This window comes from Massilia sp. BAP21, from assembly GCF_057801335.1.
This window is the reverse complement of the sequence record NZ_CM173596.1, coordinates 240,935-264,425: the sequence shown is the minus strand read 5'-3', so window position 1 is coordinate 264,425 and position 23,491 is coordinate 240,935. Positions and strand designations below refer to the sequence as shown.

Sequence of the window (23,491 nt, the reverse complement as noted above, 5' to 3'; positions counted from 1 at the left end):
CACAGGCAAAGAAAAAGACAAATGATGCAGAACTCCTCTCATTACCTGAGCCTTGCAATCTGGCTCCCGATCCTGTTCGGCGCGCTCGTGCTCGCCGTGGGCCGCGACAGCAACCGCGGCTTCGTGCGCGTGCTGTCGCTGGTCGGCGCCGTCGTCAGCCTGCTGCCGACGATCCCGCTGATCACGCAGTTCGACAACGCCGCACACGGCATGCAGTTCTATGAAGTGGCGCCGTGGATCGAGCGCTTCAACATCTTCTACCGTCTGGGTGTCGACGGCCTGTCGATGTGGTTCATCCCGCTGACCGCCTTCATCACCATCATCGTGGTGGCGGCGGCCTGGGAAGTCATCGAAGAGCGCGTGGCCCAGTACATGGGCTCCTTCCTGCTGCTGTCGGGACTGATGATCGGCGTCTTCGCGGCCCTGGACGGCGTGCTGTTCTACTTCTTCTTCGAAGCGACCCTGATCCCGATGTTCATCATCATCGGCGTCTTCGGTGGCCCGAACCGCGTGTACGCAGCCTTCAAGTTCTTCCTGTACACCTTCTTCGGCTCGCTGCTGACCCTGATCGCGATCATCTACCTGTACAACGTCTCGGGCACCTTCGAGATCCAGAAGTGGCATACCCAGATCCTGGGCATGAAGGAACAGATCCTGATCTTCATCGCCTTCTTCATGGCCTTCGCCGTGAAGGTGCCGATGTGGCCGGTGCACACCTGGCTGCCGGATGCCCACGTGGAAGCGCCGACCGGCGGTTCCGTCGTGCTGGCCGCGATCATGCTGAAACTCGGCGCCTACGGTTTCCTGCGGTTCTCGCTGCCGATCGCCCCGGACGCCTCGCACTACCTGGCCCCGGTCGTGATCGTGCTGTCGCTGATCGCCGTGATCTACATCGGCCTGGTCGCCATGGTCCAGAAGGACATGAAGAAACTGGTCGCCTACTCGTCGATCGCCCACATGGGCTTCGTCACCCTGGGCTTCTTCATCTTCAACGAGATGGGCGTGCAGGGCGGTATCATGCAGGCGATCTCGCACGGCTTCGTGTCGGGCGCGATGTTCCTCTGCATCGGCGTGCTGTACGACCGCATGCACTCGCGTGAAATCGCCGACTACGGCGGTGTCGTGAACACGATGCCGAAGTTCGCTGCCTTTGCCGTGCTGTTCTCGATGGCGAATGCCGGCCTGCCGGCCACCTCGGGCTTCATCGGCGAATTCATGGTCATCCTGGCCGCGGTGCAGTTCAACTTCTGGACCGGCCTGCTGGCAGGCACCGCCCTGATCCTGGGTGCGGCCTACTCGCTGTGGATGGTCAAGCGCGTCGTGTTCGGCCCGATCGGCAACAAGCACGTGGCCGAGCTGGTGGACCTGAACAAGCGCGAGTTCGCCATCCTGGCCGTGCTGGCAATTGCCACGCTGTACATGGGCCTGTACCCGGCGCCAATCGCCGACACCCTGCAGACGTCGGTTGCCGACCTGCTGCAACACGTGTCCGTGTCCAAGCTGCCTCAATAAATCGATATGAACGAGATGACCAACCCATTGCTCGCGGCGGCCGACACCAACCTGGTGCCGGTCTATGCCGAAATCTTCCTGCTGATCGCGGCTTCCGCGATCCTGCTGATCGACCTCTACCTGAAGAAGTCGAACCGCAACGTGACCTATTACCTGTCGCTGCTGACGGTAATCGGCTGCGCCGTACTGAGCGGCGCCGACTTCGTCGACGGCACCACCGTCTACACGTTCAACCACATGTACGTGTCGGACCCGATGGCGAACCTGCTCAAGCTGTTCACCTACCTGGCCGTCGGCATCACGCTGGTGTATTCGCGCCAGTACGCCACCGAGCGCGGCATGCTCTCGGGTAACCTGGGCGGCGAGTTCTACGTGCTCGCGCTGTTCGCCATGCTGGGCCAGATGATCATGATCTCGGGTAACAGCATGCTGTCGATCTACCTGGGCCTGGAACTGATGTCGCTGTCGCTGTACGCCCTGGTGGCGCTGCGCCGCGATCACTCGACCTCGACCGAAGCGGCGATGAAATACTTCATCCTCGGCGCACTGGCCTCGGGTTTCATGCTCTACGGTATCTCGATGATCTACGGCGCCACCGGTTCGCTGGACGTCAACGAAATCGCCGCCCGCGCTGCAAGCGGTGCGAACTCGACCATCCTGGTGTTCGGCCTGGTGTTCGTGGTGGCCGGCATGGCCTTCAAGCTGGGCGCGGTGCCGTTCCACATGTGGGCGCCGGACGTCTACCAGGGCGCGCCGACCGCGGTGACCCTGTTGCTGGGCGGTGCGCCGAAGCTGGCCGCGTTCGCGATGCTGATGCGCGTGCTGGTCGAAGGCCTGCCGAGCATGGCCGCCGACTGGCAGCAGATGCTGATGGTGCTGGCCGTGCTGTCGCTGGCCATCGGTAACCTGACCGCGATTGCCCAGACCAACATCAAGCGCCTGCTGGCCTACTCGTCGATCGCCCAGATGGGCTTCGTCCTGCTGGCCATGATGGCCGGCGTGGTCGGCGGCGACACCAGCAACATGGAAGCCGCCTACAGCGCCGCCATGTACTCGTCGATCACCTACGTGCTCACCACCCTGGGCAGCTTCGGCGTGATCATGATGCTGGCGCGTGCGGGCTTCGAGGCCGAGCAGATCGCCGACTTCAAGGGCCTGGGCCGCCGCAGCCCGTGGTTCGCCATCGTCATGACGGTCCTGATGTTCTCGCTGGCCGGCGTGCCGCCGATGATGGGCTTCATGGCCAAGTGGGCAGTCCTGCAGGCCGTGGCCAACACCGGCATGATCTGGCTGGCCGTCGTGGCCGTGCTGTTCTCGCTGATCGGCGCCTTCTACTACCTGCGTGTCGTGAAGACCATGTGGTTCGACGAAGCGGTCGACACCAGCCCGATCGTCACCCCGGCCGACATGCGCCTGGCGCTGTCGATCAACGGCATCGCCGTGCTGGTGCTGGGTATCGTGCCGGGCGCACTGCTGGGCACCTGCCTGCAGGCGATCCGCGCCACCCTGGCGGCGTAATTGGACGTTTCGCTGGCCGGCTGGTTGGTGGTGGTGGTGGCACTGGCCGCCGCCAACCTCCCGTTCGCGAACGAGCGTCTGTTCGGCTTTGTTCCCCTGCCTTCCTTCGGGAAGGTGTCTCCCCCGGCAGGGCAGGCGCGCACGAAACCCTTCTTCGTGCGCCTGCTCGAGCTGCTTGTCTTATACTTCATCGTCGGCGCACTGGCCTACGCACTGGAATACGCCATCGGCAACGTGTTTGCCCAAGGGTGGGAGTTCTATGCGATCACGGGCTGCCTGTTCGTCGTGCTGGCGTTTCCAGGGTTTGTCCTACGTTACCTGCGCAAGCGCCGCTGATCGTCAACGTAGGGTCAACCTGGGAGTCCAATGGATTCGCAATCGCAATTGAAGGAAGTTCGCCTGGACGGCGAAGTCGCCTACGACGGCAAGTTCTTGAAGGTCTCGCGCGACCGCATCCAGCTGCCCGACGGTAAAGTCACCCACCGCGAGTACATCCGCCATCCCGGCGCCGTCTGCATCCTGCCCCTGTTCGACGATGGCCGCGTGCTGCTCGAACGCCAGTTCCGCTACCCGAACGATCGCGTCTTCATCGAATTCCCGGCCGGGAAGATCGACCTGGGCGAAGCGCACCTGGCCTGCGCCCAGCGCGAACTCGAAGAGGAAACCGGCTATACGGCCAGCGACTGGCGCTTTGTCTGCACCATCCACAACGCCATCGCGTATTCCGACGAGCACCTGGAGCTGTTCCTGGCGCGCGGCCTGACCGCCGGTACGCCGAAGCTCGACGAAGGCGAATTCCTGGAAACCTTCACGGTCACCGTGCCCGAACTGCTGGCGATGGTAAAAAGCGGCGAGATCACCGACGTGAAGACCATCATCGGCGCCTTCTGGCTGGAGAAAATCGTCAACGGGACCTGGAACCCGGCCGCCTGAGACGCCGCCGCTCGAAATGAAGATCGCGCTCGCGCTGGCTTTGCTGTTCGCGCTGGCCCCCGCGAGCGCGCGCACGCCGTTCCAGGCGCGGTGCGAAGACACCATCGGCGAGAGCATCTCGGTGTTCACGTTGCGCCAGAACGGCTACCGCGTCGACAATTCCTATTCCTTCCACGGCCTGACCCAGCTGAAGGGTAATCGCTCCCCGGGCAGCTATGTGCTCGGGCTGACGCGGGCCGAGTCGCGCGTGTCGATCGCCGTGAAGGGGCGCATGCTGTCCGACCCCGCAACCGGCTACGAATGCGTGGCGCCGCGCCTCGAAGTCAATCTCACCTACCTCCCGATCATCGTCTACGTGGGCCGCGAGTTCGCGCCCGGCACCTGCGCCTACAGGGAAATCCTGGCGCACGAGATGCGCCACCTCGACACCTACATGGATTTCCTGCCGCGTGCGGAAAAGGTGGTGCGCGCAGCGCTGGAAAGACGTTTCGCCGGCAAGCCGCTGTACGCGCCGGCCGGCCAGGCCCGGAATTTGTTGCAGCGCGAAATCGATACTGGCTGGATGCGCTTCATCAAGAACGAGATGGCAAAGGTCGAGGCCTTGCAGGCAGCAATTGATACTCCGCAGGAATACGCGCGTCTCGGCAAAGTTTGTGCAGGTGAGGTACAGTCTCTTATTAGACCGGCAAAACGAAAAAACAACACATGAATTCCTTAGCTCCACGTTACTTCGCTTTGATCCCCGCCGCCGGCGTCGGGGCGCGCATGGCCGCAAGCGGACCGAAGCAATACCTGAAAATCGGCGGCAAGCCGATGCTGCGCCACGCCATCGACGCCTTCCTGTTCTCCGAACTGATCGCCCACACCTACGTCGTGGTCAGCCCCGACGATCCCGTCATCGACAGCATCGTCCCAAGCCACGGTGTGACCGTGCTCCGATGCGGCGGTGCAACACGCGCCGAATCCGTACAGAACGGCCTGGCCGCCCTGAACGGCACCCTGCGCGAAAACGACTGGGTGCTGGTGCACGACGCCGCGCGCCCGGGCCTGGATGAAGCACTGATCGAGAAACTGATTACCCATACCGGCGAACACCCGGTCGGCGGCGTGCTCGCGCTGCCGGTGGTCGACACGGTCAAACGCTGCATCGCCGGCGAGGTCGGCACCGTCTCGCGCGAAGGCATGTGGCTGGCGCAGACGCCGCAGATGTTCCGCTACAAACTGCTGCGCGAAGCCCTGGCCGCCGCGCGCGACATGAAGCAGATCACCGACGACGCCTCCGCCGTCGAGGCGCTGGGCCTGTCGCCGAAACTGGTCGAGGGCGACCCGCGCAATTTGAAAGTCACGCTGCCCGGCGACGTACGCATTGCCGAGATGTACCTGGCAACGACCCAACCCGCATTCCTGTAATCGAACCATGGCACTTGCATCTTACAACCCGACCCCACCGTTTCGCATCGGCACCGGCTACGACTGCCACCGCCTGGTAGAAGGCCGCAAATTGATCGTCGGCGGCGTCACCATCCCGCACCGCCTCGGCCTGTTCGGCCACTCCGACGCCGACGTGCTGCTGCACGCGATCATCGACGCATTGCTCGGCGCCGCCGCGCTGGGCGACATCGGCAAGCATTTCCCGGATACCGACCCGATGTTTGCCGGGGCCGACTCGCGTACCTTGTTGCGTGAAGCGGCGACGCGCGTGGTGGCGACCGGCTACACCATCGGCAACGTCGACGCGACCATCATTGCGCAACAGCCGAAGATGGCGCCGCACATCCCGCAAATGGTCTCGCGCATCGCCGAAGACCTGGGCGTGTCGCCGCAGCAGGTGAACATCAAGGCCAAGACCAACGAGAAGCTGGGCTACCTCGGCCGCGAAGAAGGCATGGCGGCGGAAGCGGTGGCGATGCTGATTCGCGCCGCGGCATAAGTTGCGCGGGGCGGCCAGAGGCTGCCCATCCTTTTCACGAGGACGACCTCGCCCACAATCGGGGAACACGACCGGGACGGCCCGGCTCTTCCAGGAGAGCCGTATGGCTTGGATCATGTTGTTCGTTGCCGGGTTGCTGGAGGTTGTCTGGGCGTATTCGATGAAGCAGTCGGAAGGGTTTACGCGGCTGGTTCCGTCCATCATTACCATTGTCATGATGGGGGCGAGCTTTGGCTTGCTGTCGTTTGCGATGCGTTCGATACCGCTGGGGACGGCGTACACGATCTGGACCGGGATCGGGGCGGTGGGGGCGTTCGTGGTCGGGATCGTGGTGCTTGGCGAGCAGGTCAATCCGACGCGGATCATTGCTGCGCTGTTGATCGTGTGCGGGCTGGTATTGATGAAGATGTCAGCCGATTAAACCGGCGTTTCGATTCGCATGCGCCGTACCGCGTGGGCTCGAGAGCCCACCCTACGAAACCCGATACCGTAGGGTGGGCACTTGTGCCCACGCGGTCGTGCTCATGCAAACCCCACCGCCTCTGGTGACGCAACCGTCAAACCGGCGGCAAAAACTGCCACCCCCTGCAAACGTCCCGCATCGTTGCTAAAATCCCACCCCTGACCCACGCGTGTCCAACGCGTCCATTCCGGGGAAAACAATGACAACGACAACCGAGATGTCCCCCCGCGCCGCCTGGGCGCTGATCCTGGCCGCCAGCGCCATCCTGATGATCACCATGGGCGCGCGCCTGACCACCGGCCTGTTCCTCTCGCCGATCAACACCGCTACCGGCCTCGGCATTGCCAGCATCAGCTTCGCCATGGCCATCGGCCAGTTCATGTGGGGCGCCTCGCAGCCCGTGTTCGGCGCCGTGGCCGACAAATACGGCCCCGCGCGCGTGATCGTCCTCGGCGCCGTGCTGCTTGCCGCCGGCCTGGCAGCCACGCCTTTCGTCAGCTCGGAATGGGGCCTGATGCTTACGCTCGGCATCCTGTCCGCCGCGGGCGCCGGGGCCGGCAGCTTCTCGATCCTGATCGGCGCCACCGCCCAGCGCCTGCCCGCCGCGCGCCGCCCGTTCGCCTCCGGTTTCATCAATGCCGGCGGCTCGTTCGGCCAGTTCGTGTTCGCGCCCTTGATGCAGGTGCTGATCGCCGGTCCCGGCTGGATTCTCGCCATGCTCACCATGGCTGCCACCACCTTGCTCACCATCCCGCTGGCCTGGCCCCTGCGCGGCAAGCGCGCTCCGGCGCCGACCGTGGCAGCGGCCGGTGCGGCGCCGGTCATCGGCATCGGCCTCACCGAACAATTGCGCCAGGCGATGCGCGACCGCAGCTACCTGTTCCTGCACGCCGGCTTTTTCACCTGCGGCTTCCACATCGCCTTCCTGGTCACCCACCTGCCGGGCGAAGTCGCCCTGTGCGGCCTGCCGGTCGGCGTGGCCGGCACCGCCCTGGGGCTGATCGGCCTGTTCAACATCGCCGGCAGCCTGACGGCCGGTGCGCTGTCGACGCGCTACCGCATGAAGAACCTGTTGGCGCTGATGTATTTCAGCCGCGCCGTCATCATCGGCATCTATTTGCTCGCGCCGAAGACCGCGCTGACCTTCTACATCTTCGCCGCCGCCCTCGGCTTCACCTGGCTGGCCACGGTGCCGCCCACCGCCGGCCTGGTCGGCAAGCTGTTCGGCACGCGCTACCTGGCGACCTTGTTCGGCCTGACCTTGTTGTCGCACCAGATCGGCGGCTTCTTCGGCGCCTGGCTGGGCGGGCTGGCCTTTGTGCGCTTCGGCGACTTCAGCTGGATGTGGTACGCCGACATCGCGCTGGCGCTGGCCGCGGCCCTGGTCAACCTGCCGATCCGCGAGGCCCCGGTGGCGCGCGGCGGCGCCCTGGCGAAGGCATAGGCGTGGCGCGCGATACCTGGGCCTACCGCGAGGTGGCCGTGCACTCGGTGATTGACCCGCGCAGCGGCAAGCTGCGCATTCGCCCCATGCCAGGGCAAGCCTTTGCACCCTCGATGCGGGTGCAGTGCGCGCGCGCCATGAGCGACCCCGAGCAGTATCCGGCGGGTACGCGTTTCCTGCTCCAAGCCAAGCTCACCGACCGCCTCGGCGGCGAGCCTTTCCTTTACGCCTGGCACGGCGACCCGGTGCAGGTGCTGAGTGCCGCCAAGGCCAAGAAATTTCTTGCCGCCTTCCGCCGCGGACGCATCTGAATCCCCAATTCGTCGCTGCGCACGTCCCGATACAAAAATGTTTACTATCGGGACTTTGCAAACGAAAAAGAAAGGGGAGTAAATGGCAACCAAGAAAATCGCAATCGTGGTGGGCAGCCTGCGCAAGGACTCGTTCAGCGGCAAGATCGCGAAAACCATGATCGGCCTCGCACAAGGCAAGCTCGATATGGAAATCGTCGAGATCCGCGACCTGCCGATGTACAACCAGGACGACGACACCGAGACGCCGCCGCCGGCCTTTACGACCTTCCGCGAGCAGATCCGCGCCGCCGATGGCGTGCTCTTCATCACGCCCGAATACAACCGCTCGGTGCCGGGCGCGCTGAAGAACGCGATCGACGTCGGCTCGCGCCCTTACGGCAAGGCGGCCTGGACAAATAAACCCTGCGCCATCGTCAGCCAGTCGCCGGGTGCGCTGGGCGGCTTCGGCGCCAACCACCACCTGCGCCAGATGCTGCCTTTCCTGAACATGCCGGCCATGCCGGCGCCGGAAGCCTATCTCGGCGGCATCGCCACCAAGTTCGACGGCGACCAGCTCACCGACGACTCGCTGCGCGACTTCCTGCAAACCTTCGTCGACACCTTTGCCGGCTGGGTCGAGAAGCACAGCGCCTGAGCGGCGCCTGCCGCTGTTTCCCATATCGCCGGCCCATGCCGGCGATTTTTCATTCTCCGCCTCAGCCGCGCACTTTTGACAAGCCGCAAACGCGCAGGTTGGTGCCCCCTTAGCCTTGTAGCTCGTGTGACGGGCGGCTTTCCCCGGTCGGGAAAGACCAGCCCGCTTCCCACGGCTTTCCCGCGTGCGGCGCCACCTACCGCATGGGGAACATCGACTACAACCAAACCATCATGAGGCGAAGAATGTATCCATTTTCCCAGTCCGTACACCCGGCCGTGCGCACCCACCTTGACGCGCAGACCGCTTTCCTGAACGACGTGTCGAAATCCTTCTTCCAGTCCTTCCAGCAGATGTGCGACCTGAACATCCAGCTGGTGCAAACCATGCTCGAAGAAAGCACCATCGCCGGCCAGCAATTGATCACTGCCGACCGCCAGAGCGAGGTGATCAGCGCCGCCGCATCGCGTGCCCAGCCGGCCAGCGAAAAGCTGCGCGCCTACCAGCAGCGCATTTCGCGCCTGGCGGCCGACGCCCAGGTCGAACTGGCCCGCGTCACCGAACAGCACGTGCAGAACACCTCGCGCACCGCCCGCGCCCTGGCCGACGAAGTGTCGCGCACGGCAAGCGAAGAAACCGAACGCGGCCTGCGCAAGCAGCAGGAAACCGTGCAGCGCTTCACCGATCCGTTCGTGCGCTCGGGCTATACCGGCAATGGCCAGGCCGAGCCGCGCCGCGCCGGCAGCGATGCGCAAGCGTCGCAGGCTAACGGCGGCGCCCACGCGCAGGCCGGCCAGGGCGCCGGCATCCAGCGTGGCGACGGCAATCCGGCCGGTTCCCAGGCCGGCCGCGGCGCGCAGGGCGCCTGAGGCCCGGGCCGGCTCATCCGGCCCCGCCGCATGCCCGGCCGGCGCAGGAGTCCCCGGCTGGCCGGGCTGGCGCCAGCTCCGGCGGCAGGCCGAACAAGGGGCGCAGGAGGGGAACACGGCGCACGCATTCGAACACTCCGAAGCTCAGCGTCAGGGTCAGCACGGTCAGCAGCACGGCCTCGATGACGGGGGCCAGCCGCAGTGGCTTGGCGTAGTGGGCAAGCGTCACGATCAGGGTCTGGTGCACGATGTACACCGGGAACACGGCGGCGGCCAGGTAGCGCCGTGCGGGACCGTCGCGCTCGAGATGGCGCGCCGCAAAGCCGCAGGCGGCGACCATGGCGCACCAGGCGGTCGTGGCGTGCACCACCGCCATCAGCGGGAACCATGCGAACGCGTCTACGCCAGGCAGTTGCCGCCCCAGCAGGGTACGCCACACAACGATGGCGGCCCAGCCGGTGGCGGCGATGCCCAGCGCCTGCCAGCGCAGTGCGCTGCAACGCGGCCAGCATGCCGGAATGTGGGCCAGCACGGCGCCGAGCAGGAACAGGAACAGGTAGGTGGCGTGGTTGAACCAGTCGTCGACGAACATGTGGGTTTCGCCGAACCGGCGCAGCAGGGTGACGCGCGCTAGCGCCAGCCCGGCGGCGGGCAGCACGATCAGTTTCCAGCCGTGCAGGCCGTTGCCGAGTGTACGTGCCAGGCCAGGGCCGCGTGCACCCAGGAGGGCAGCGACGGCCACCAGGACCGCGGAATACGCCCACAGATAGGGCAGGAACCACAGGTGGTTCCAGGTCGGCATGAACAGGCAGCCGTCGTGGTCGCAAAAGCCGCTATAGCCGCGCAGGAACAGGCCGAGGAAGTGCAGGTAGCCGCCGTCGTAGCCGACATCCTCGACCACCTCGAAGTACGACTGGGGCGGCACCACGGCCAGCACGCCAAAGGCGAGCGGCAGCAGCAGGCGCACGCTGCGCCGGCGCAGGAAGGCGGCGCCGCCGAGGCGGGCCAGGGCCATGCCGGCGGCCACACCGGCTACGAGGAACAGCAGGCCCAGGCGCCAGGGCGCGGACAGCAGCATGAAGGCGTCGAGGCCGGGGACGATCGCATCGCTTTTCACATGCCAGTCCCAGCTGACGTAGTACATGCCCACGTGGTAGAGCACGAGGATGAAAAAGGCGAGGATGCGCAGCCAGTCGAGGAAGAGCAGGCGCGGCGGGTGGGCGCAGGTGTGCATGGAAAGCCTGGACGGTGGAAAAGCGCCAGACTAGTGGTCCACCGTGGCCGGGGCCAGCCTTATGTGGCCATTTGCAGCGAGGCTGGGGCGAAACGCATGCCCGCTGTGGAATGCGGATGGGAGGCTGATGCTGGTGCGGTTTTTTACCGCCGGCCCTGGCTCAGCCCAGCGCCGCCATCACCACGGCCCGGTACTGGCGGCTGCAGGGCACGCGCATGCCGCTGTCGAGCAGTAGTTCGCAGTCGCCGTGGGCGCGCGCCAGCACGCGTTCGATGCGCGCCGTCTGTACCGCCGCGCGTCGGTGGCAGCGCACGAAGCCCGGCCCCAGTTCGGCTAGCAGGGCGACCATGGTCTTGCGCAGCAGGGGCTGGCCCTTGGCGGTGTGCAGGATCAGGTAATTGTCGGCGGTCTCGATCCAGCCGATCTCGCGCACCGGCAGCACCATGGTGCCGCCGCGTTCCGGCACCAGCAGCTGGGCCAGATGCGGGGCCACAGGCGGGGCCAGACGCGGGGCCACATGCCGGGCCGGCGGCGCCGCTGCCAGCCGCAGACGGACGCGCTCGATGGCGCGGGCCAGGCGCGCCGCGTCGAAGGGTTTCAGCAGGTAGTCGGCGGCGCCGGTGTCGAAGGCGGGCAGGGCGTAGCTGTCGTGGGCGGTGGTGAAGACGACCGGCGGCGCCGGCTGCGGCAGGCTTGCCGCCAGCGCCATGCCCGACATGCCGGGCATGCAGATGTCGAGGAAGAGCACGTCGGGTGCATGCGCGGCGAGCTGGCGCCGGGCGTCGCCGGCGTGGGCCGCTTCGGCGGCCACGGTCACCCCGGCGCCTTCGAGCAGGCGCCGCAGGCGGGCGCGCGCCGGTTCCTCGTCGTCGACGATCAGGGCGCGCATGGAACCCGCATTTCCGCGCGCACGCCGGCCGGCAGCAGCTGCGACAGCGTCAGCGTGCCGCCCGCGCCGTGCAGGCTGGCCAGGCGCGCCCGCAAATTGGCCAGCCCGACTCCGGGCGGCGCCGGGTCTGGCGCGGCCGGGCCGGTGGCGCCTCGTTCCATCCCGGGCGCGGCCAGGCCGGCATCGCCCGGCCGCGTTCCCGGCGCCGCCAGCACGCCGGCGTCGTCTTCCACGCGCAGCACCAATTCGCGCCCTTCGCGCCGCGCCGACACCGCAATGCCGGTGCGCCCCTGGCGCTGCTCGACCGTGTGCTTGAACACGTTTTCCAGCAGGGGCTGCAAGCTGATGGCCGGCAGCCGCAGCGCCAGCAGATCGGCCCCGACCTGCCAGTCGAGCGCCACGCGCGTGCCGAAGCGCGCCGCCATCACGTCGGCATAGCTGCGCGCCAGCGCCAGTTCCGCGGCCAGCGTCGCCTGTTCGGCTTGCCCCGCCTGCAGCGTCGCGCGCAGCAGGGCGGCCAGCTGCACCAGGGTGGCGTCGGCCTTGTCGACGTCGGTATGCATCAGCGAGGAAATGGTGTTGAGTGCATTGAACAGGAAGTGGGGCTGCACCTGCTGCGCCAGGCGCTGCAGTTCGGCCTGGCGCAGCAGGGCGTTCGCCCGTTCCGAGCGCAGGCTTTCCTCGACCATGCGCCGCCACGACAGCAAGCCGAAACGGATCACGATGAACAGGCAGACGAACAGCGAAATCTTCGAGGCCTCGAACAGGAACAGTTGCGGCAAGGGATCGTGGTGGTAGCTGGCGCCGGCCAGCGCGTACGCGCCGTGCCGCAGGCCAAAGGCAAGCGGCACGAAGGCGATCCAGTACATCGGCAGCCAGGCCGCCTGCAGGGCGAACCAGCGCCAGGGGCGGTCGACCAGGGCCGCATGGCGCGTGGTTGCCCGTTGCTGCACCAGCCACAGCGCGCTCAGCACCAGCGCCGAGGACAATTCCCAGACCAGCGGCTGCCACAGGGCCGTGCCGCCGCTGCGGCGGTATTCCTGGACAGCGATCAGCACCATCAGCGCCCAGAACAGGTACCAGGCGCAAAAGACGACCCGGGTCGAGCGGTTGACTGGCATGAACGATCCCCGTGATGAACGAGCCCTCTAATCCGGGGGGGGGCATCAGTGATTTTCAGCAAGTTGTCAAAGGCTCAGCCGCCGGCGCCGGGGGGCGTCTCCTGCTTTGCATCCGCCTTCGCGTCCTCGTCCTCGGCCCGCTCCCGGTCCAGCTCGGCCTTCATCGCCGCCACGTCTTCCATGAAGTCGTCCACCGAGGCATCGGGCGTGGCGCGCATGTCGGGCGGCAGCAGCACCGACATGTAGAGCTCGTCGGCCAGGCGCCCATTGCGCTGTTCATTGCTGATGAGTACCAGCCCGGACCCGAGCAGGGCCAGCAGCGCGCAGATCGCCGTGAAGCGCTTGCGCGGGCGCGGCGCCACTGTCGTCAGGTGGAAGTACACCATGCCCGCCACCAGCACGATCGCCACGTGCGAGCCGTAGCGCGTGAACACCTCGATCGACCAGGCGTAGCCGATGGCGCTGGAGACCAGCCGGAACAGCATCAGCACCGCCACCCCGCAGCCGAAGATGAACAAGTGGCGCCCCAGGCGCGCATGGCGCCCGAACAGGCGGTTGCCGAGCGCCCACAATCCGGCCCACACCAGCCCGGCGCCGATGCCGTAGGCCAGCGCCGCCAGGTAGCGGAACAGGCGGAAGGGCTGGGTGTCCGCCAGCCACATCGTGAACAGGGCCACCAGCGCGATCAGCGCCGTGCCCGCGAGGCCGGGCAGGATGCCTTCCCAGCCGTGCTTGGTCCGGTCCAGGGTTTCCGCCGCCACCACGCAGTCGGCCGCGCGCACGCGCAGGCTGGTGTGGCCGAGGCGCACCACGGTGTCGCTGCCCAGCGCCAGGGTGGCAACGCGCTTGCGCCGATACACGATGCCGTTCCGGGTGCCGAGGTCGCGCAGCAGCAGGCCGCCCTTGCCGTCGGCTTCCACCTGCGCGTGGCGCGGCGCCACGTAGGCGTCGTCGAGGATGGTGTCGTTGTCGTAGCCGCGCCCGATGCGGATCGGCAGCGTGTCGACGCGGTGGCGGTGCAGCACGTCGCCGTTGCGCGCCAGGGTTTCGATGAACCACGGGCCCGTCATAGTTTCCCGCTGCGCCCGAGCGCATTCAGGAAGGCGCGCGTGACGCGCATGCCGTTGTCGTAGGACACGCCGGTGACGTCGAGCCGGCTCTGCAGGCTGGCTTGCGGATTGTCGGTGCTGGCCGTCAGCAGGGTGAAGTTGTACAGGCCCGGAAACTTGCGGTAGGCGCGCACGCAGGTGACGGCGCGCAGCGGCAGGGTGTTCGAATGCACGAAGCGCTCGCTGCACAGCGGCCCGGTGAGGCGCGTGTCGCGCGTGCTGCCCAGGCGGTCGATGCGGAACTGGCTGCTGGCCAGGGCCGCGAAGCGCAGCGGGTGCAGCGAAGGCGAGCGCAGGTACTGGTGGGTCATCGACACGTGCCCGGTCTGCTGGGTATCGGATACGTAGATGGCCGATTCCATCGCGCAGCTCATGGTGTCAGCACTGTAAGAGGTCTCGGCCTTCACGTTCGAGCGGCCCCAGCAGCGCACCTGGCCGGATTCGCGCACCGGCACCCGGTAGGGCCCCATGTTCTTGATGGCCAGCGGCGTATCGAGCAGGCGCGCCACCATTGCGCGCTGGTGCGCCAGCAATTGCGCGGCAATCAGGGGATTGAAGTCCTTCGGCGGCGCACCCTGCAGCGCGACCGTCTTCAGCAAGTCCTGCGCATATTTCACCGGCACCAGGAAGCTCACCGCCTCGCCGTCGCGCCGCTTCGAGACATTGATCCCGGCCACGGTGCCGCCGGCGGTCACGCTCGGCCCGCCACTCATGCCGGAATTGATCGGTCCGCTGAAAATGAGCTGGTCGTAAAAGCTGCGGCTGACCACGCCGTTGTAGGCGCCTTCGGAAATGGCAAAGCCGAGGTCGAGCGGATTGCCGAGCGAGTACAGCGGCTGGCCCTGGATCAGCTTCACCGGCTTCTCGGGCACGATGAAGAAGCCGCTGCCTTGCCGGTTGACCCGCACCACGGCCAGGTCGTGCAGCACGTCGACTGCCAGCAACTCGATCGGGCCGCGGTTGCCGTCGGTATCGACGTATTCCCCGGTGTAGACGGCCGGGTCGAGCGCCATCTGCGACACCACGTGGTAATTCGTCAGCACCAGGTTCGAGTCGCCCACCAAAAAGCCCGAGCCGACCGTGGACTGGGTGCGGCCATTCCTGAGCAGCATGCGGATCTGCAGCAAATCGCCCTGGGCCGAGGAATACAGTTCCTGGGCTGCCGAAGAGGGCTGGGGCAGGGCCGTGGTGGTGTCGGTCTCGCCGGGGCCGGGTGCGGGTGGGGTAGCGGCGGGCGGCGTGGCCGGCGGGGTGACCAGTGGCGGTGCGGACGGCGGCGTTTCCGGCTTGGCCGGCGGCTGCGCAAGGGTATTTTTCGAGGGCGCAGTGGGCCGGTCGCCGGGCGCGGCGAGGGACGTGCTCAGGCAGGACAGCAGGAAAAAGCTGGCGGCGCGTCGCATGGCTGTCGGCGCCGGCAGCAGCCGACAAGCGGGCCTCTGCCTACGCGCATCAAATGGTGGCTAGGGTGAAGCTATTCTGCCACCAGACCAGGCGAAGTGCAGGACCTTACAATTCTACAATTCGCCATCTTCGGCCACGGCTTCCGGCCACGTCATCATGTGGCCGAGCTTGGCCTGCTTGGTGTTCAGGTAGCTGTTATTGAAGGCGTTGCGGTTCACCAGCAGCGGCACGCGTTCGGTGACGTCGATGCCGAGGCGGGTCAGGGCGTCGATCTTGCGCGGGTTGTTCGTCATCAGTTTCACCTGCTTGATGCCGAACTGTTCCAGCATCGGACGGCACAGCTCGTAGTTGCGCGCGTCGGCATGGAAACCGAGCTGCAAATTGGCCTCGACCGTGTCGGCCCCGGCTTCCTGCAGGCGGTAGGCGCGGATCTTGTTTACCAGGCCGATGCCGCGGCCTTCCTGGCGCAGGTAGAGCAGTGCGCCGCGGCCTTCGGCCGCGATGCGCTTGAGCGCGCCTTCGAGCTGGGCGCCGCAGTCGCAGCGCTGCGAGAACAGCACGTCGCCAGTCAGGCATTCCGAGTGCACGCGCGCCAGCACCGGCTCGCCGTTGCCGATGTCGCCGAGCGCCATCACCAGGTGCTCCTTGCCCGTCGAGTGCTCGACAAAGGCGTGCAGCGTGAACTGGGCCCAGGGCGTTGGCAAGGCGCAGGACGTGACGTAGTCGAGCAGCGGTTCGGTGGTGGCTGGAGTGGCAGGCTGTGCGTGGTTGGACATTGCTGGGTCTTGGTGCGAATGGCTGTAGCCGGTAAGTATAAGAGATTTCCCGCCTTCCCGTGCGGTAGACGGACCCGGCGCGGCCTGGCCGCTGTCGCCGACCGCATTCGCGCCGTATGAGGTTTGCAAGACAGGTGACATTCGGGACTCGTGGACCGCGTCACGAAGGACCTCTCAGCAGTGCGCACGCCGTGCGGCCGCCGTCGCTCGTCCGGCACCTGACTGGCCCTGGCCTTTTCGCTGCTGTCGATCGTGCTGGCCCTGCTACTGGTGAAAGTCGTCGACATCACCGCTACCGGGCAGGAGGAAGCCAGCATCGGCCACGGCTTGCGCGAACGGGCTCTGCAAACGGCCGATAAGCTTGACCGCGGCAGTTCGAGTGCTAACGCGGAGTGCGCCTGCTGGCCCAGCGCCGCGACCTGGCGCCCGGGGAGCATGGGGGGCGGATCGGGTTCGAGACGGCGGCGGGGGCAGGGACAACGTTCATCGTGGATTTGCCGCTGGTGGACGGCTGAATATAGCGTATGACTACGCTGAAACGCAGTGCGATAACCAGAAAATTTGGTGGTAGCGACTAGTCCACAGGGCTCGTCCAGCGGTCTCAAGCCTCACCAATTTCAATCATCGAGGCCATCCCTGTGGCGCTGATTTTTACTCGCAAACATTGACCTTGCCGAAATCTGAAGCCTCTTTACCCAGTTAATCTCAGGTTCTTTCTTCGTCTAAAACGTGGGGAACAATCATGGCGCTACCGATAATCCGTTTGGGTGACTTCACATCGCACGGCGGTCAGGTCATCTCGGCATCCAGCACACACCTAATCAGCGGAATCGGCATCGCGCGAGTAGGCGACAAGGTAACATGCCCAATCGCTGGGCATGGTATCAATAGCATTGTGGAGGGCGCGGCAACTTATTTGATTGGCGGGCGTATGGTCGCGCTGCATGGTCACCGGTGTGTCTGTGGGTGTACGCTAATATCTAGCTTAGGTTCGGCATCCTACGGATAACTAAGGTTGCTGATCTGATGCAATTTACTGGCGATATCTATCGACTTCGACAAGAGATCTTTTCTTTGTTGCATCATGGTCACTCTTTAAGTCGCTAAGCAGCCGATCATATAGTTTTTTTCTGAATCTTTAGAGCGAGAAATCCTCGTCGTATTTAGAATATGACGGCTCGCGCGAGCCACTGCGCTACGATTTGTCTCAACTAAAATTATTTTTTTGAAAAAGTTTAAAGCAGCTTCAGTAACTGGTGTGCGGCTGATCGCATCGATTACAAGAGGTTTTTTGCCGTCGATATAGTGAAAGTAGTCTTCAATCATACGCTCCTGATACGCTAAGTCGCCAGAGTGCTCAACAATTTGCTGCTGAAGCATGAAAACATCCGCATAAGAATCACCACGTCTCTTCGCTTCTTCTTCTTTTGCTGTGGATAACGCTTTGTCCCTGTCAAGAAGAAAAAGCCATTCAATTGACCATGGAAGCTTAGACTCTAATAGCTCGAAGGCCATTTCCTTTTCGTTTACGTCTAGCTCTGTCAATAGACTAGTGCTATACCCGTCAGCTTTTTCGCTCCCTTCCGCATTATGCTGTTTTAAAAAATTTTCAAATGCCAATGTCATGTTATTTACCCGAAAAAATTTATCGACAGTTGCAGCGTGATCGGCATCGCACGCGTGGGCGACAAGATAACGCGCCCAATATCGGACATGGCATTAATAGCATTGTGGAGGGGTAGTCACCTATTCGTTTAGCGGGCATATTGGTAGCTTGCATGGCCACCGAATATGCCTGTAGTTGTTTGTTGATCGCCAATTTAGCTACAGCAAAGTACGGGTAAGCAATAAGCTTTGCTAGCAAGTGAGATATTTAAGAGGACAAACGTCACACCACTGCCGTAATGCTACGCTTCATTGTGAACCATTTTTATCGTCAAGCCGGCTTCTTAACGTCAGCTTATATAGATAATAGATTTAGTGTACACTTTGTAAAGCGCCGGGGTTGAAATTTTCTTGCATAACCAGTAGTAAAAGTCGATATCCTCCCTGTTTTTGTTATACGGGTGTAAGCCTATCCCGAATTTCTTCTCATAAAATATCCCGAAAATAGGGTGCCTCTCGTGTGAAATCAAGAAATGTGATAAATTTTCCTCGTCCTTGATGCTAATTTTTGTCTTTCCTATTTCAGGACGATACTGATTCCCGTTTAGGAATAGCAGAGGGCCATCAGGAGTCGCGAGCAGGGCAATAAGATCTATATGTAGCTCATGATTTTCGATCTCGAACATTCCAAAGCTGATTTGATCTTCATTGATATTTTCGCTCGATATCACTTGTCCAGTGCCCGTAGATAAATTCAATTTCAATAAATTTACGTCGTTGTCAAATTGGCTAATTATTGCAAATTTATTCTGCATTTCAATCTCCTAGTTTCTTCAGTGCCTCATCTAAATACGCAAGGTCTTTTTGATTTAACCAGTTTTCAAATTTTGCCAATAAGCCGTTAACATCGCCGTTCGGCCTGGAAGAAGATTCGATTATCGTTTGGTATGGTTCTGTCATTTTTTTCTTGGCGGACTTAACAAGGCTTTCAAAAGATGGGCCCAACGGATCGTTGTATCTAGCTTTATTAACCTCGTAGATATAGTCGCGCAGTGGTTCTGGAGTTACGTTCTTATACTTGACGCCAATTTCTCGGCGGCGCTCCCACATTTTCCTAGCAATTTCTTCCTGAGTAGCACCGGCTTTAGCCATTATCTTCGACTCCTCCTTCAAACCCGCTACTTCTGCTTCATACGCTTGCCGAAGAGGATGATTCTTAATGTCGAGTCCAATTTTCTCCGTAATCTTTGCGGATTTTTCCCGAGTAGCAGCTGTTTCAGCGTCGAGTGCTGCTTGCTTTTTTGTGTTGGGCCCTTCATCAGGCGGTTTCGCGGGTTCTGGGCTGTCCTTTAATGGGAATTTGGTTGACTTTGTTGTTCCCTCTGATCCTAGACTGGATTTTGACTCTCCCTTCGGTGTGGTTTTTCCTTCCGGCACCGTCTCTTCGACCTTCGCCAGTACCTTCCCCGGCGTGTCCCGTACTCTCTGCTTAGTCAGGGGCGCTGGTATGGATTGCTCGGTTCGAACCCCAGCAGAGACTCTATGTGCTTCTTTCGGTGCAGTCTCCGCCATCAATTTTGCCAGTCGGGCATCGAGTTCCGCTAGCGCTTTTGGCATCTGTCTTATCGCATCTTGCTGCACCTTATAGAATTTTCCCTCCCACTCTGCGAGCTTGACAATCGTAGCTTTTACACTGTCGAGGTACCTGAGATTTTCCAAGTGCGAGCGCAAGGACCTAACAATATCCACGAGCGAACCAATGATTTTGTTCATGGTTTCTATCAGCGCTTTTTCGTATTTAACGAACTTGATAGCACGAAGAAACTTGAAGAGGTCTCCTTTAAGGAACTTTTGTAAAAACTGCACTAGCTCGACAAGCTTGCTTGCCTCTTTGATTAGCATGAGCATCACCGCGCGCAGGGCCGCACCGAGTTCGGAACCTGCGATACCACCTACAATCGCGCCAGCGCCTGCTACGACTGCGCCGCCGGCAGCCATGGCGATCGGTAGTGCAATGACAATCAGGCAGGCACTCAAGAGCACCCATTCCATGAGCTCTTCCCGTTTCTCTGGATGGATAGCCAATCGGATAATCACTGCGACTGCATCCCGCGCACTCGTGACGATGACCACACCGGGCACGAAGCTGACCAACATGTCGGCAATAATTGCCGAGCGTGATCGGTTGTCGTTAAACTCGCCTAGCAGGACGGATTGGAGCCAGGTCATGCCTCCGACGACGTCGTTCCATGCCTGTTCAAGTGTGTTGTCTTCGCCAGACTGTGGAGGTTTCCCGCTCATACGTCACCTTTCTTCCCGGCGCTGCCAAGAGTCCAGTTCAGCAGTTCATGAATTTCCTCATCCAGTTCCGTGGTAACGGTGGAGCTGGCCTGCATCGGCTTGTAGTCATATTCGATCTTTGCAGCGCCGCCTGCCGGTACGTCACTGATACGAGCGACACCTAATGCGTCGAGTGTTCCCTTACGAATGCTGCCGTCACTTAAGATCGCTTTGTACGCAGCGCCTGCCAGGGGTTCTCCCCAGTTCGTCAGATGGCGGAATTCCAGGTCTGTCTTTTCCAGTTCGGCTTTGGGGAGATGTGGCATCACATAAGGAGCCTTCGCCGGTCCCGGCATCAGGTGCATCGATGCTTGCGCGGTCCACTTTCCTGGCGTGGATTCGGTAATACCGGAGCCATTGATTTTTATGGAAGAGCCGCCCGCAGAGATCACCACTTCTTCCTTGGCGTGGATTTCGATACGGGATGTGGTGGAAAGAAGGCGCACGACCTTTTCTGCAATGATGTCGAGATCGTTGCCTTGCGCCTGGATATCGACCTTGCCTTTTGCCGTAAACAGTTTGAGACCTGCGTTTCCGGCAAACAGACTGATCTTCTCGGCGACGCTGGCAATCAGGCTCCGACCGACTGCGATATTCGTGTCTTTCCCGGACGACAGCGTGACCTCAGCCCCGGCGTGTACGTGCGCGCATTCGCCACTGGCGAGACCGATTCCGGATGGTGAACCGAGCAGCAGTACCGGCTCTTTGAACCGGTTTGCACCTTGTTCGCCTGCGCCTTCATATCGGTCTGCTGTCGCGCCGATGAAGTGGTTCAGGGCCTCTTGCCCATCAAGTGGTTCCGCTCCAGCTTTTGCCGCTGTGTCGGACAGTATCTTGGTCAGCGATGCGCCTGCCTTCAATTGGGTGGTAGCTTCTGTCGCATCCAGCTGAGTACCCTGTGCACCAGGACGGCCGAACGTGCTGAGATACAGGCCTTTGTTGGTGACGATCGCACCGAAGGCGTCGGTACTCAGCGCAAAGCCCGATCCATAAAAGCGACCTCGGTCATTCCCACTTTGCGTGACCAGATAGCCCAGGTTGAGCTGCGCATGCGTATTGGTGCTATACAAATGCACCCTGTTCTGGCTGGTCGTGTCGTCGAGGACGAGTTGGTTGAATCCGCTGCCTTTGTACTCCTTGGATTTGAAGCCTGAAAGCTTGCCGTCGGTATGCCATTGAGGACTCTGGGCTTCGTTGTAGAGCCGGCCCGTGATTACTGGCCGGTCGGCATTCCCGCCCAGGAAGGTGACGATGACTTCTTGACCGATACGAGGTACATTCAGGGCTCCCCATCCCTGGCCTGCATTCGGATAGCTGACACGTAGCCAGCATGAGGCCCGAGCGTCGCCAGGGTTTTGCCGATCCCAACGGAACTGGACTTTGACGCGGTTGAGGTGATCGGTATGGATTTCTTCGCCTGCAGGACCGACGACAATCGCGGTCTGCGGATGCAGTTCCGGCTTGGGATGCTCAGCGGGACTGCGAAAAGGGACCTTACGTCGTTGAACTTCAAAGTGGTTGAAACAAAAGCCTGCATTTACACTGCTGGGCGACTCACCACCGCCGGATGCTCCACCGGGACGGTTGCGAGCGATCGCAGCTTTGAATGCGTCCAACTGCGACGCTAGGCTGCCAGGGAAATCCCTGCCATTGTTCGACAATGGCAAGTTGTTCTCGATGCCATATTCGACTGCGATGACAAGGAACTGCCGATCCTCGGCCTTGTCGCTGCGATGCGCCGGGTGGTTTTCAAGAGTGAACCAGCTTCCTGCCCGCATGGAACGCACCCCGGATACGCCATGGAAGCGTTTCATGCGTGATTCCCATTCTTCTATCTGAATACGCGTCTGTCTATTTCCTTGTTCGAGTGTTGGAAAGGTGTAGGCGCCCGTATATTCGTACATCTCCAGTTGGCTCGGCAGATTGCCATGTTCAGGAAGAACCGAGGTTGTGCTTTGTTTTTGGAAATGTGGCGACTTATAGTCGTCAGTTCGGACTGTAAGCTGGGTGGATGCCAGGCACCGGCTCGCGCTCCAATGCGCTATTTTGTCGAGTTCGTCATCGGTACTCGTACCGTGAAACTCGATCTGCTGCTGCGCCATCGGTTTGCATCGATATGACGTATCCGTAATGACGAGGGTGTGACCCGTGCCGTCGGGTTTCTGCTCGAAATAGCCGAACCAGCCTTCTTCTTCCATCAGGCGGTGCACGAAATGCCCGTCGGTCTCGAACTGCGTACAGTAGGAGCGGGGACGAACCGGCTCACTTAACTCGAAGCGAAAATTGCCTCGGGCTTGAGAATGCTCGGAGAACACGTCCGCCAAAATATCGTCGACGCGTTTGTCTTGCCATATGCGGGCATCCTTCCGAAATTTCAGAAAGTGCAACCATGGAGCGAACGACATCTGGCAGAACGTCAATTCGCCGTCGCTGCCCAAGCGTTTAATGGTGTGGACATACCCGTTGACTGGAAGGTAGCCATGAGCCCCCTGTCGTATCCAAAGCGTTACTGGTTGGGCAATCAGTTTCTTCAGTTCGATATCGGCGCGTACAGACACGAGATCGAGCGTGTATTCGTAGCCTCTGCCGAGTCCCTCATTGGCGAGCACCCGCTGTGGCAAAAGAATGTCGTGTCCGAGCGGCGTAGTTAATTTGAGGAGCCGGTTTTGTTGGGCGATGAGTGCTTGACCAAGGGATTGAGACTTGTGTAGATCAGCCATTGGAAGGGCAACCTTATCTCGTGATGAATGATCGAGAAGGCGCTGCGCGCAACGATTGAATAAACCAGGCGCAGCGAATACCTGCGTGATAGATACGGTAAGCAACAAAGCACCGATTGTGTCAGTCGGGCGAGTTCGCGCAGTTGCTACTCAGCATTTGCTTTAACTTGATCAAGAGATAGGTGTTGCGAGAAATAGACGGTCTATTTCTCATTTCCGAGGGGCGTGCATAGATGCCGGCGCAGCGCGCCGCCTCATTCAAGGATTCGTTGGCTTCGCAGCGCATTCCAGCATGAAGCGCAGAACCTGGGAGATATGTTCGCCGTCCTTCACGACGAGGATGCTGGCGCTAGGAGGCGGTCTGCTGGATCGGAAATCTTTGGCAGGAGCAGTTATATCGAAGCGTACTGCGGGCCGGTACAGACAGAGGCCATGTACAGCGATGACTATAGGTCAGGTACGTGGGCGCTGGCGCAGCGGATCGAGCAGGCCGCGCAGGTCGTTGTGGTCGAGCTCGTACATCAGTTCCAGCAATTCGCCCAGTTCACCGCGCGGAAAGCCTTCGCGCGCGAACCAGCCCAGGTAATGGCCGGGCAGGTCGGCGATCTTGCGGCCCTCATATTTACCGTAGGGCATCTCGCGGGTCAGCAGCAGGGACAGGTGTTCAGGTTTCATGGTG

The 23,491-nt window shown here is 62.0% G+C and carries 24 protein-coding genes; 13 read left to right on the top strand and 11 right to left on the bottom strand.

All coding sequences use genetic code 11. The features are described from left to right. Positions 1-21 precede the first annotated feature (21 nt). From ACWYRN_RS01160 to ACWYRN_RS01105, 12 genes are all read left to right on the top strand, one after another. A complete protein-coding gene (locus ACWYRN_RS01160; RefSeq protein WP_488690734.1) occupies positions 22-1,512 on the top strand; it encodes an NADH-quinone oxidoreductase subunit M in 1,491 nt (496 codons plus the stop codon). Positions 1,513-1,527: 15 nt separating this feature from the next. Next, positions 1,528-3,030, top strand: coding sequence for an NADH-quinone oxidoreductase subunit NuoN (nuoN, locus tag ACWYRN_RS01155; protein ID WP_488690732.1), 1,503 nt, complete (start codon positions 1,528-1,530; stop codon positions 3,028-3,030). Then, on the top strand, positions 3,031-3,366 hold the full coding sequence (locus ACWYRN_RS01150) for a DUF2818 family protein (RefSeq protein WP_488690731.1): 336 nt from the start codon (positions 3,031-3,033) through the stop codon (positions 3,364-3,366). It abuts the gene before it with no gap. A 30-nt stretch (positions 3,367-3,396) separates the two neighbouring features. Continuing rightward, entirely contained in the window at positions 3,397-3,963 is a 567-nt protein-coding gene (locus ACWYRN_RS01145; RefSeq protein WP_488690730.1) for an NUDIX domain-containing protein, read from the top strand. 16 nt (positions 3,964-3,979) lie between these two features. Next, complete coding sequence (locus tag ACWYRN_RS01140) at positions 3,980-4,672, top strand: hypothetical protein (RefSeq protein WP_488690729.1); 693 nt, start codon at positions 3,980-3,982, stop codon at positions 4,670-4,672. Next, complete coding sequence (ispD, locus tag ACWYRN_RS01135) at positions 4,669-5,373, top strand: 2-C-methyl-D-erythritol 4-phosphate cytidylyltransferase (RefSeq protein ID WP_229438576.1); 705 nt, start codon at positions 4,669-4,671, stop codon at positions 5,371-5,373. The genes ACWYRN_RS01140 and ispD overlap by 4 nt, the downstream gene beginning before the upstream one ends. A 7-nt stretch (positions 5,374-5,380) precedes the next feature. Further along, positions 5,381-5,893 (top strand): 2-C-methyl-D-erythritol 2,4-cyclodiphosphate synthase, encoded by a 513-nt coding sequence (gene ispF, locus ACWYRN_RS01130; protein WP_229438575.1) that lies wholly within the window; start codon positions 5,381-5,383, stop codon positions 5,891-5,893. Between the two features lie 103 nt (positions 5,894-5,996). Beyond that, entirely contained in the window at positions 5,997-6,314 is a 318-nt protein-coding gene (sugE, locus tag ACWYRN_RS01125) for a quaternary ammonium compound efflux SMR transporter SugE (protein ID WP_488690728.1), read from the top strand. A gap of 259 nt (positions 6,315-6,573) precedes the next feature. After that, positions 6,574-7,800 (top strand): MFS transporter, encoded by a 1,227-nt coding sequence (locus ACWYRN_RS01120; protein WP_488690727.1) that lies wholly within the window; start codon positions 6,574-6,576, stop codon positions 7,798-7,800. A gap of 2 nt (positions 7,801-7,802) precedes the next feature. Beyond that, on the top strand, positions 7,803-8,111 hold the full coding sequence (locus ACWYRN_RS01115; RefSeq protein WP_488690726.1) for a hypothetical protein: 309 nt from the start codon (positions 7,803-7,805) through the stop codon (positions 8,109-8,111). A gap of 82 nt (positions 8,112-8,193) precedes the next feature. Continuing rightward, a complete protein-coding gene (locus ACWYRN_RS01110) occupies positions 8,194-8,748 on the top strand; it encodes an NADPH-dependent FMN reductase (protein ID WP_488690725.1) in 555 nt (184 codons plus the stop codon). Between the two features lie 245 nt (positions 8,749-8,993). Next, positions 8,994-9,617 carry a phasin family protein gene (locus ACWYRN_RS01105; RefSeq protein ID WP_488690724.1) on the top strand — a complete coding sequence of 208 codons (624 nt, stop codon included), beginning with the start codon at positions 8,994-8,996 and terminating at the stop codon, positions 9,615-9,617. A gap of 13 nt (positions 9,618-9,630) precedes the next feature. On the opposite strand, the gene ACWYRN_RS01100 is transcribed toward ACWYRN_RS01105, so the two are convergent. The 6 genes from ACWYRN_RS01100 to ribA all read right to left on the bottom strand — a co-directional run bounded on the left by ACWYRN_RS01100 (position 9,631) and on the right by ribA (position 16,147). Next, on the bottom strand, positions 9,631-10,851 hold the full coding sequence (locus tag ACWYRN_RS01100; RefSeq protein WP_488690723.1) for an acyltransferase family protein: 1,221 nt from the start codon (positions 10,849-10,851) through the stop codon (positions 9,631-9,633). 160 nt (positions 10,852-11,011) lie between these two features. Then, complete coding sequence (locus ACWYRN_RS01095) at positions 11,012-11,740, bottom strand: LytR/AlgR family response regulator transcription factor (RefSeq protein WP_488690722.1); 729 nt, start codon at positions 11,738-11,740, stop codon at positions 11,012-11,014. Continuing rightward, positions 11,728-12,861, bottom strand: a complete 1,134-nt coding sequence (locus ACWYRN_RS01090; protein ID WP_488690721.1) for a sensor histidine kinase — start codon at positions 12,859-12,861, stop codon at positions 11,728-11,730. The genes ACWYRN_RS01095 and ACWYRN_RS01090 overlap by 13 nt, the downstream gene beginning before the upstream one ends. Positions 12,862-12,935: 74 nt before the next feature. After that, entirely contained in the window at positions 12,936-13,931 is a 996-nt protein-coding gene (locus ACWYRN_RS01085) for an FHA domain-containing protein (protein WP_488690720.1), read from the bottom strand. Next, the gene (locus ACWYRN_RS01080) at positions 13,928-15,370 is read right to left on the bottom strand and encodes a S1 family peptidase (RefSeq protein ID WP_488690719.1); all 1,443 of its coding nucleotides are present in this window, start codon (positions 15,368-15,370) and stop codon (positions 13,928-13,930) included. Before ACWYRN_RS01080 ends, ACWYRN_RS01085 begins: the two co-directional genes overlap by 4 nt. A 114-nt stretch (positions 15,371-15,484) precedes the next feature. Next, entirely contained in the window at positions 15,485-16,147 is a 663-nt protein-coding gene (gene ribA, locus ACWYRN_RS01075; RefSeq protein WP_229440019.1) for a GTP cyclohydrolase II, read from the bottom strand. A 742-nt stretch (positions 16,148-16,889) separates the two neighbouring features. Between ribA and ACWYRN_RS01070 the strand changes: the two genes are divergently transcribed. Next, positions 16,890-17,156, top strand: a complete 267-nt coding sequence (locus ACWYRN_RS01070; RefSeq protein WP_488690718.1) for a PAAR domain-containing protein — start codon at positions 16,890-16,892, stop codon at positions 17,154-17,156. A gap of 86 nt (positions 17,157-17,242) precedes the next feature. Here the strand turns inward: ACWYRN_RS01070 and ACWYRN_RS01065 are convergent, their stop codons facing one another. The 5 genes from ACWYRN_RS01065 to ACWYRN_RS01045 all read right to left on the bottom strand — a co-directional run bounded on the left by ACWYRN_RS01065 (position 17,243) and on the right by ACWYRN_RS01045 (position 23,487). After that, positions 17,243-17,773 (bottom strand): hypothetical protein, encoded by a 531-nt coding sequence (locus tag ACWYRN_RS01065; RefSeq protein ID WP_488690717.1) that lies wholly within the window; start codon positions 17,771-17,773, stop codon positions 17,243-17,245. A gap of 329 nt (positions 17,774-18,102) precedes the next feature. Then, a complete protein-coding gene (locus ACWYRN_RS01060) occupies positions 18,103-18,567 on the bottom strand; it encodes a hypothetical protein (RefSeq protein WP_488690716.1) in 465 nt (154 codons plus the stop codon). A gap of 1 nt (position 18,568) precedes the next feature. Continuing rightward, positions 18,569-20,053 (bottom strand): hypothetical protein, encoded by a 1,485-nt coding sequence (locus tag ACWYRN_RS01055; protein WP_488690715.1) that lies wholly within the window; start codon positions 20,051-20,053, stop codon positions 18,569-18,571. Then, positions 20,050-22,920: a type VI secretion system Vgr family protein gene (locus tag ACWYRN_RS01050; RefSeq protein ID WP_488690714.1), complete on the bottom strand. Its 2,871-nt coding sequence runs from the start codon at positions 22,918-22,920 to the stop codon at positions 20,050-20,052. The genes ACWYRN_RS01055 and ACWYRN_RS01050 overlap by 4 nt, the downstream gene beginning before the upstream one ends. Positions 22,921-23,265: 345 nt before the next feature. Further along, a complete protein-coding gene (locus ACWYRN_RS01045) occupies positions 23,266-23,487 on the bottom strand; it encodes a DUF3820 family protein (protein WP_488690713.1) in 222 nt (73 codons plus the stop codon). Positions 23,488-23,491: the final 4 nt, after the last annotated feature.

Bases quoted from the DNA above. Each gene is read 5' to 3' on its own strand.
- ACWYRN_RS01160 (WP_488690734.1), top strand. From the start codon at position 22: ATGATGCAGAACTCCTCTCATTACCTGAGCCTTGCAATCTGGCTCCCG.
- nuoN (WP_488690732.1), top strand. From the start codon at position 1,528: ATGACCAACCCATTGCTCGCGGCGGCCGACACCAACCTGGTGCCGGTC.
- ACWYRN_RS01145 (WP_488690730.1), top strand. From the start codon at position 3,397: ATGGATTCGCAATCGCAATTGAAGGAAGTTCGCCTGGACGGCGAAGTC.
- ACWYRN_RS01140 (WP_488690729.1), top strand. From the start codon at position 3,980: ATGAAGATCGCGCTCGCGCTGGCTTTGCTGTTCGCGCTGGCCCCCGCG.
- ispD (WP_229438576.1), top strand. From the start codon at position 4,669: ATGAATTCCTTAGCTCCACGTTACTTCGCTTTGATCCCCGCCGCCGGC.
- ispF (WP_229438575.1), top strand. From the start codon at position 5,381: ATGGCACTTGCATCTTACAACCCGACCCCACCGTTTCGCATCGGCACC.
- sugE (WP_488690728.1), top strand. From the start codon at position 5,997: ATGGCTTGGATCATGTTGTTCGTTGCCGGGTTGCTGGAGGTTGTCTGG.
- ACWYRN_RS01120 (WP_488690727.1), top strand. From the start codon at position 6,574: ATGTCCCCCCGCGCCGCCTGGGCGCTGATCCTGGCCGCCAGCGCCATC.
- ACWYRN_RS01110 (WP_488690725.1), top strand. From the start codon at position 8,194: ATGGCAACCAAGAAAATCGCAATCGTGGTGGGCAGCCTGCGCAAGGAC.
- ACWYRN_RS01105 (WP_488690724.1), top strand. From the start codon at position 8,994: ATGTATCCATTTTCCCAGTCCGTACACCCGGCCGTGCGCACCCACCTT.
- ACWYRN_RS01100 (WP_488690723.1), bottom strand. From the start codon at position 10,851: ATGCACACCTGCGCCCACCCGCCGCGCCTGCTCTTCCTCGACTGGCTG.
- ACWYRN_RS01095 (WP_488690722.1), bottom strand. From the start codon at position 11,740: ATGCGCGCCCTGATCGTCGACGACGAGGAACCGGCGCGCGCCCGCCTG.
- ACWYRN_RS01090 (WP_488690721.1), bottom strand. From the start codon at position 12,861: ATGCCAGTCAACCGCTCGACCCGGGTCGTCTTTTGCGCCTGGTACCTG.
- ACWYRN_RS01085 (WP_488690720.1), bottom strand. From the start codon at position 13,931: ATGACGGGCCCGTGGTTCATCGAAACCCTGGCGCGCAACGGCGACGTG.
- ACWYRN_RS01080 (WP_488690719.1), bottom strand. From the start codon at position 15,370: ATGCGACGCGCCGCCAGCTTTTTCCTGCTGTCCTGCCTGAGCACGTCC.
- ribA (WP_229440019.1), bottom strand. From the start codon at position 16,147: ATGTCCAACCACGCACAGCCTGCCACTCCAGCCACCACCGAACCGCTG.
- ACWYRN_RS01070 (WP_488690718.1), top strand. From the start codon at position 16,890: ATGGCGCTACCGATAATCCGTTTGGGTGACTTCACATCGCACGGCGGT.
- ACWYRN_RS01065 (WP_488690717.1), bottom strand. From the start codon at position 17,773: ATGACATTGGCATTTGAAAATTTTTTAAAACAGCATAATGCGGAAGGG.
- ACWYRN_RS01060 (WP_488690716.1), bottom strand. From the start codon at position 18,567: ATGCAGAATAAATTTGCAATAATTAGCCAATTTGACAACGACGTAAAT.
- ACWYRN_RS01055 (WP_488690715.1), bottom strand. From the start codon at position 20,053: ATGAGCGGGAAACCTCCACAGTCTGGCGAAGACAACACACTTGAACAG.
- ACWYRN_RS01045 (WP_488690713.1), bottom strand. From the start codon at position 23,487: ATGAAACCTGAACACCTGTCCCTGCTGCTGACCCGCGAGATGCCCTAC.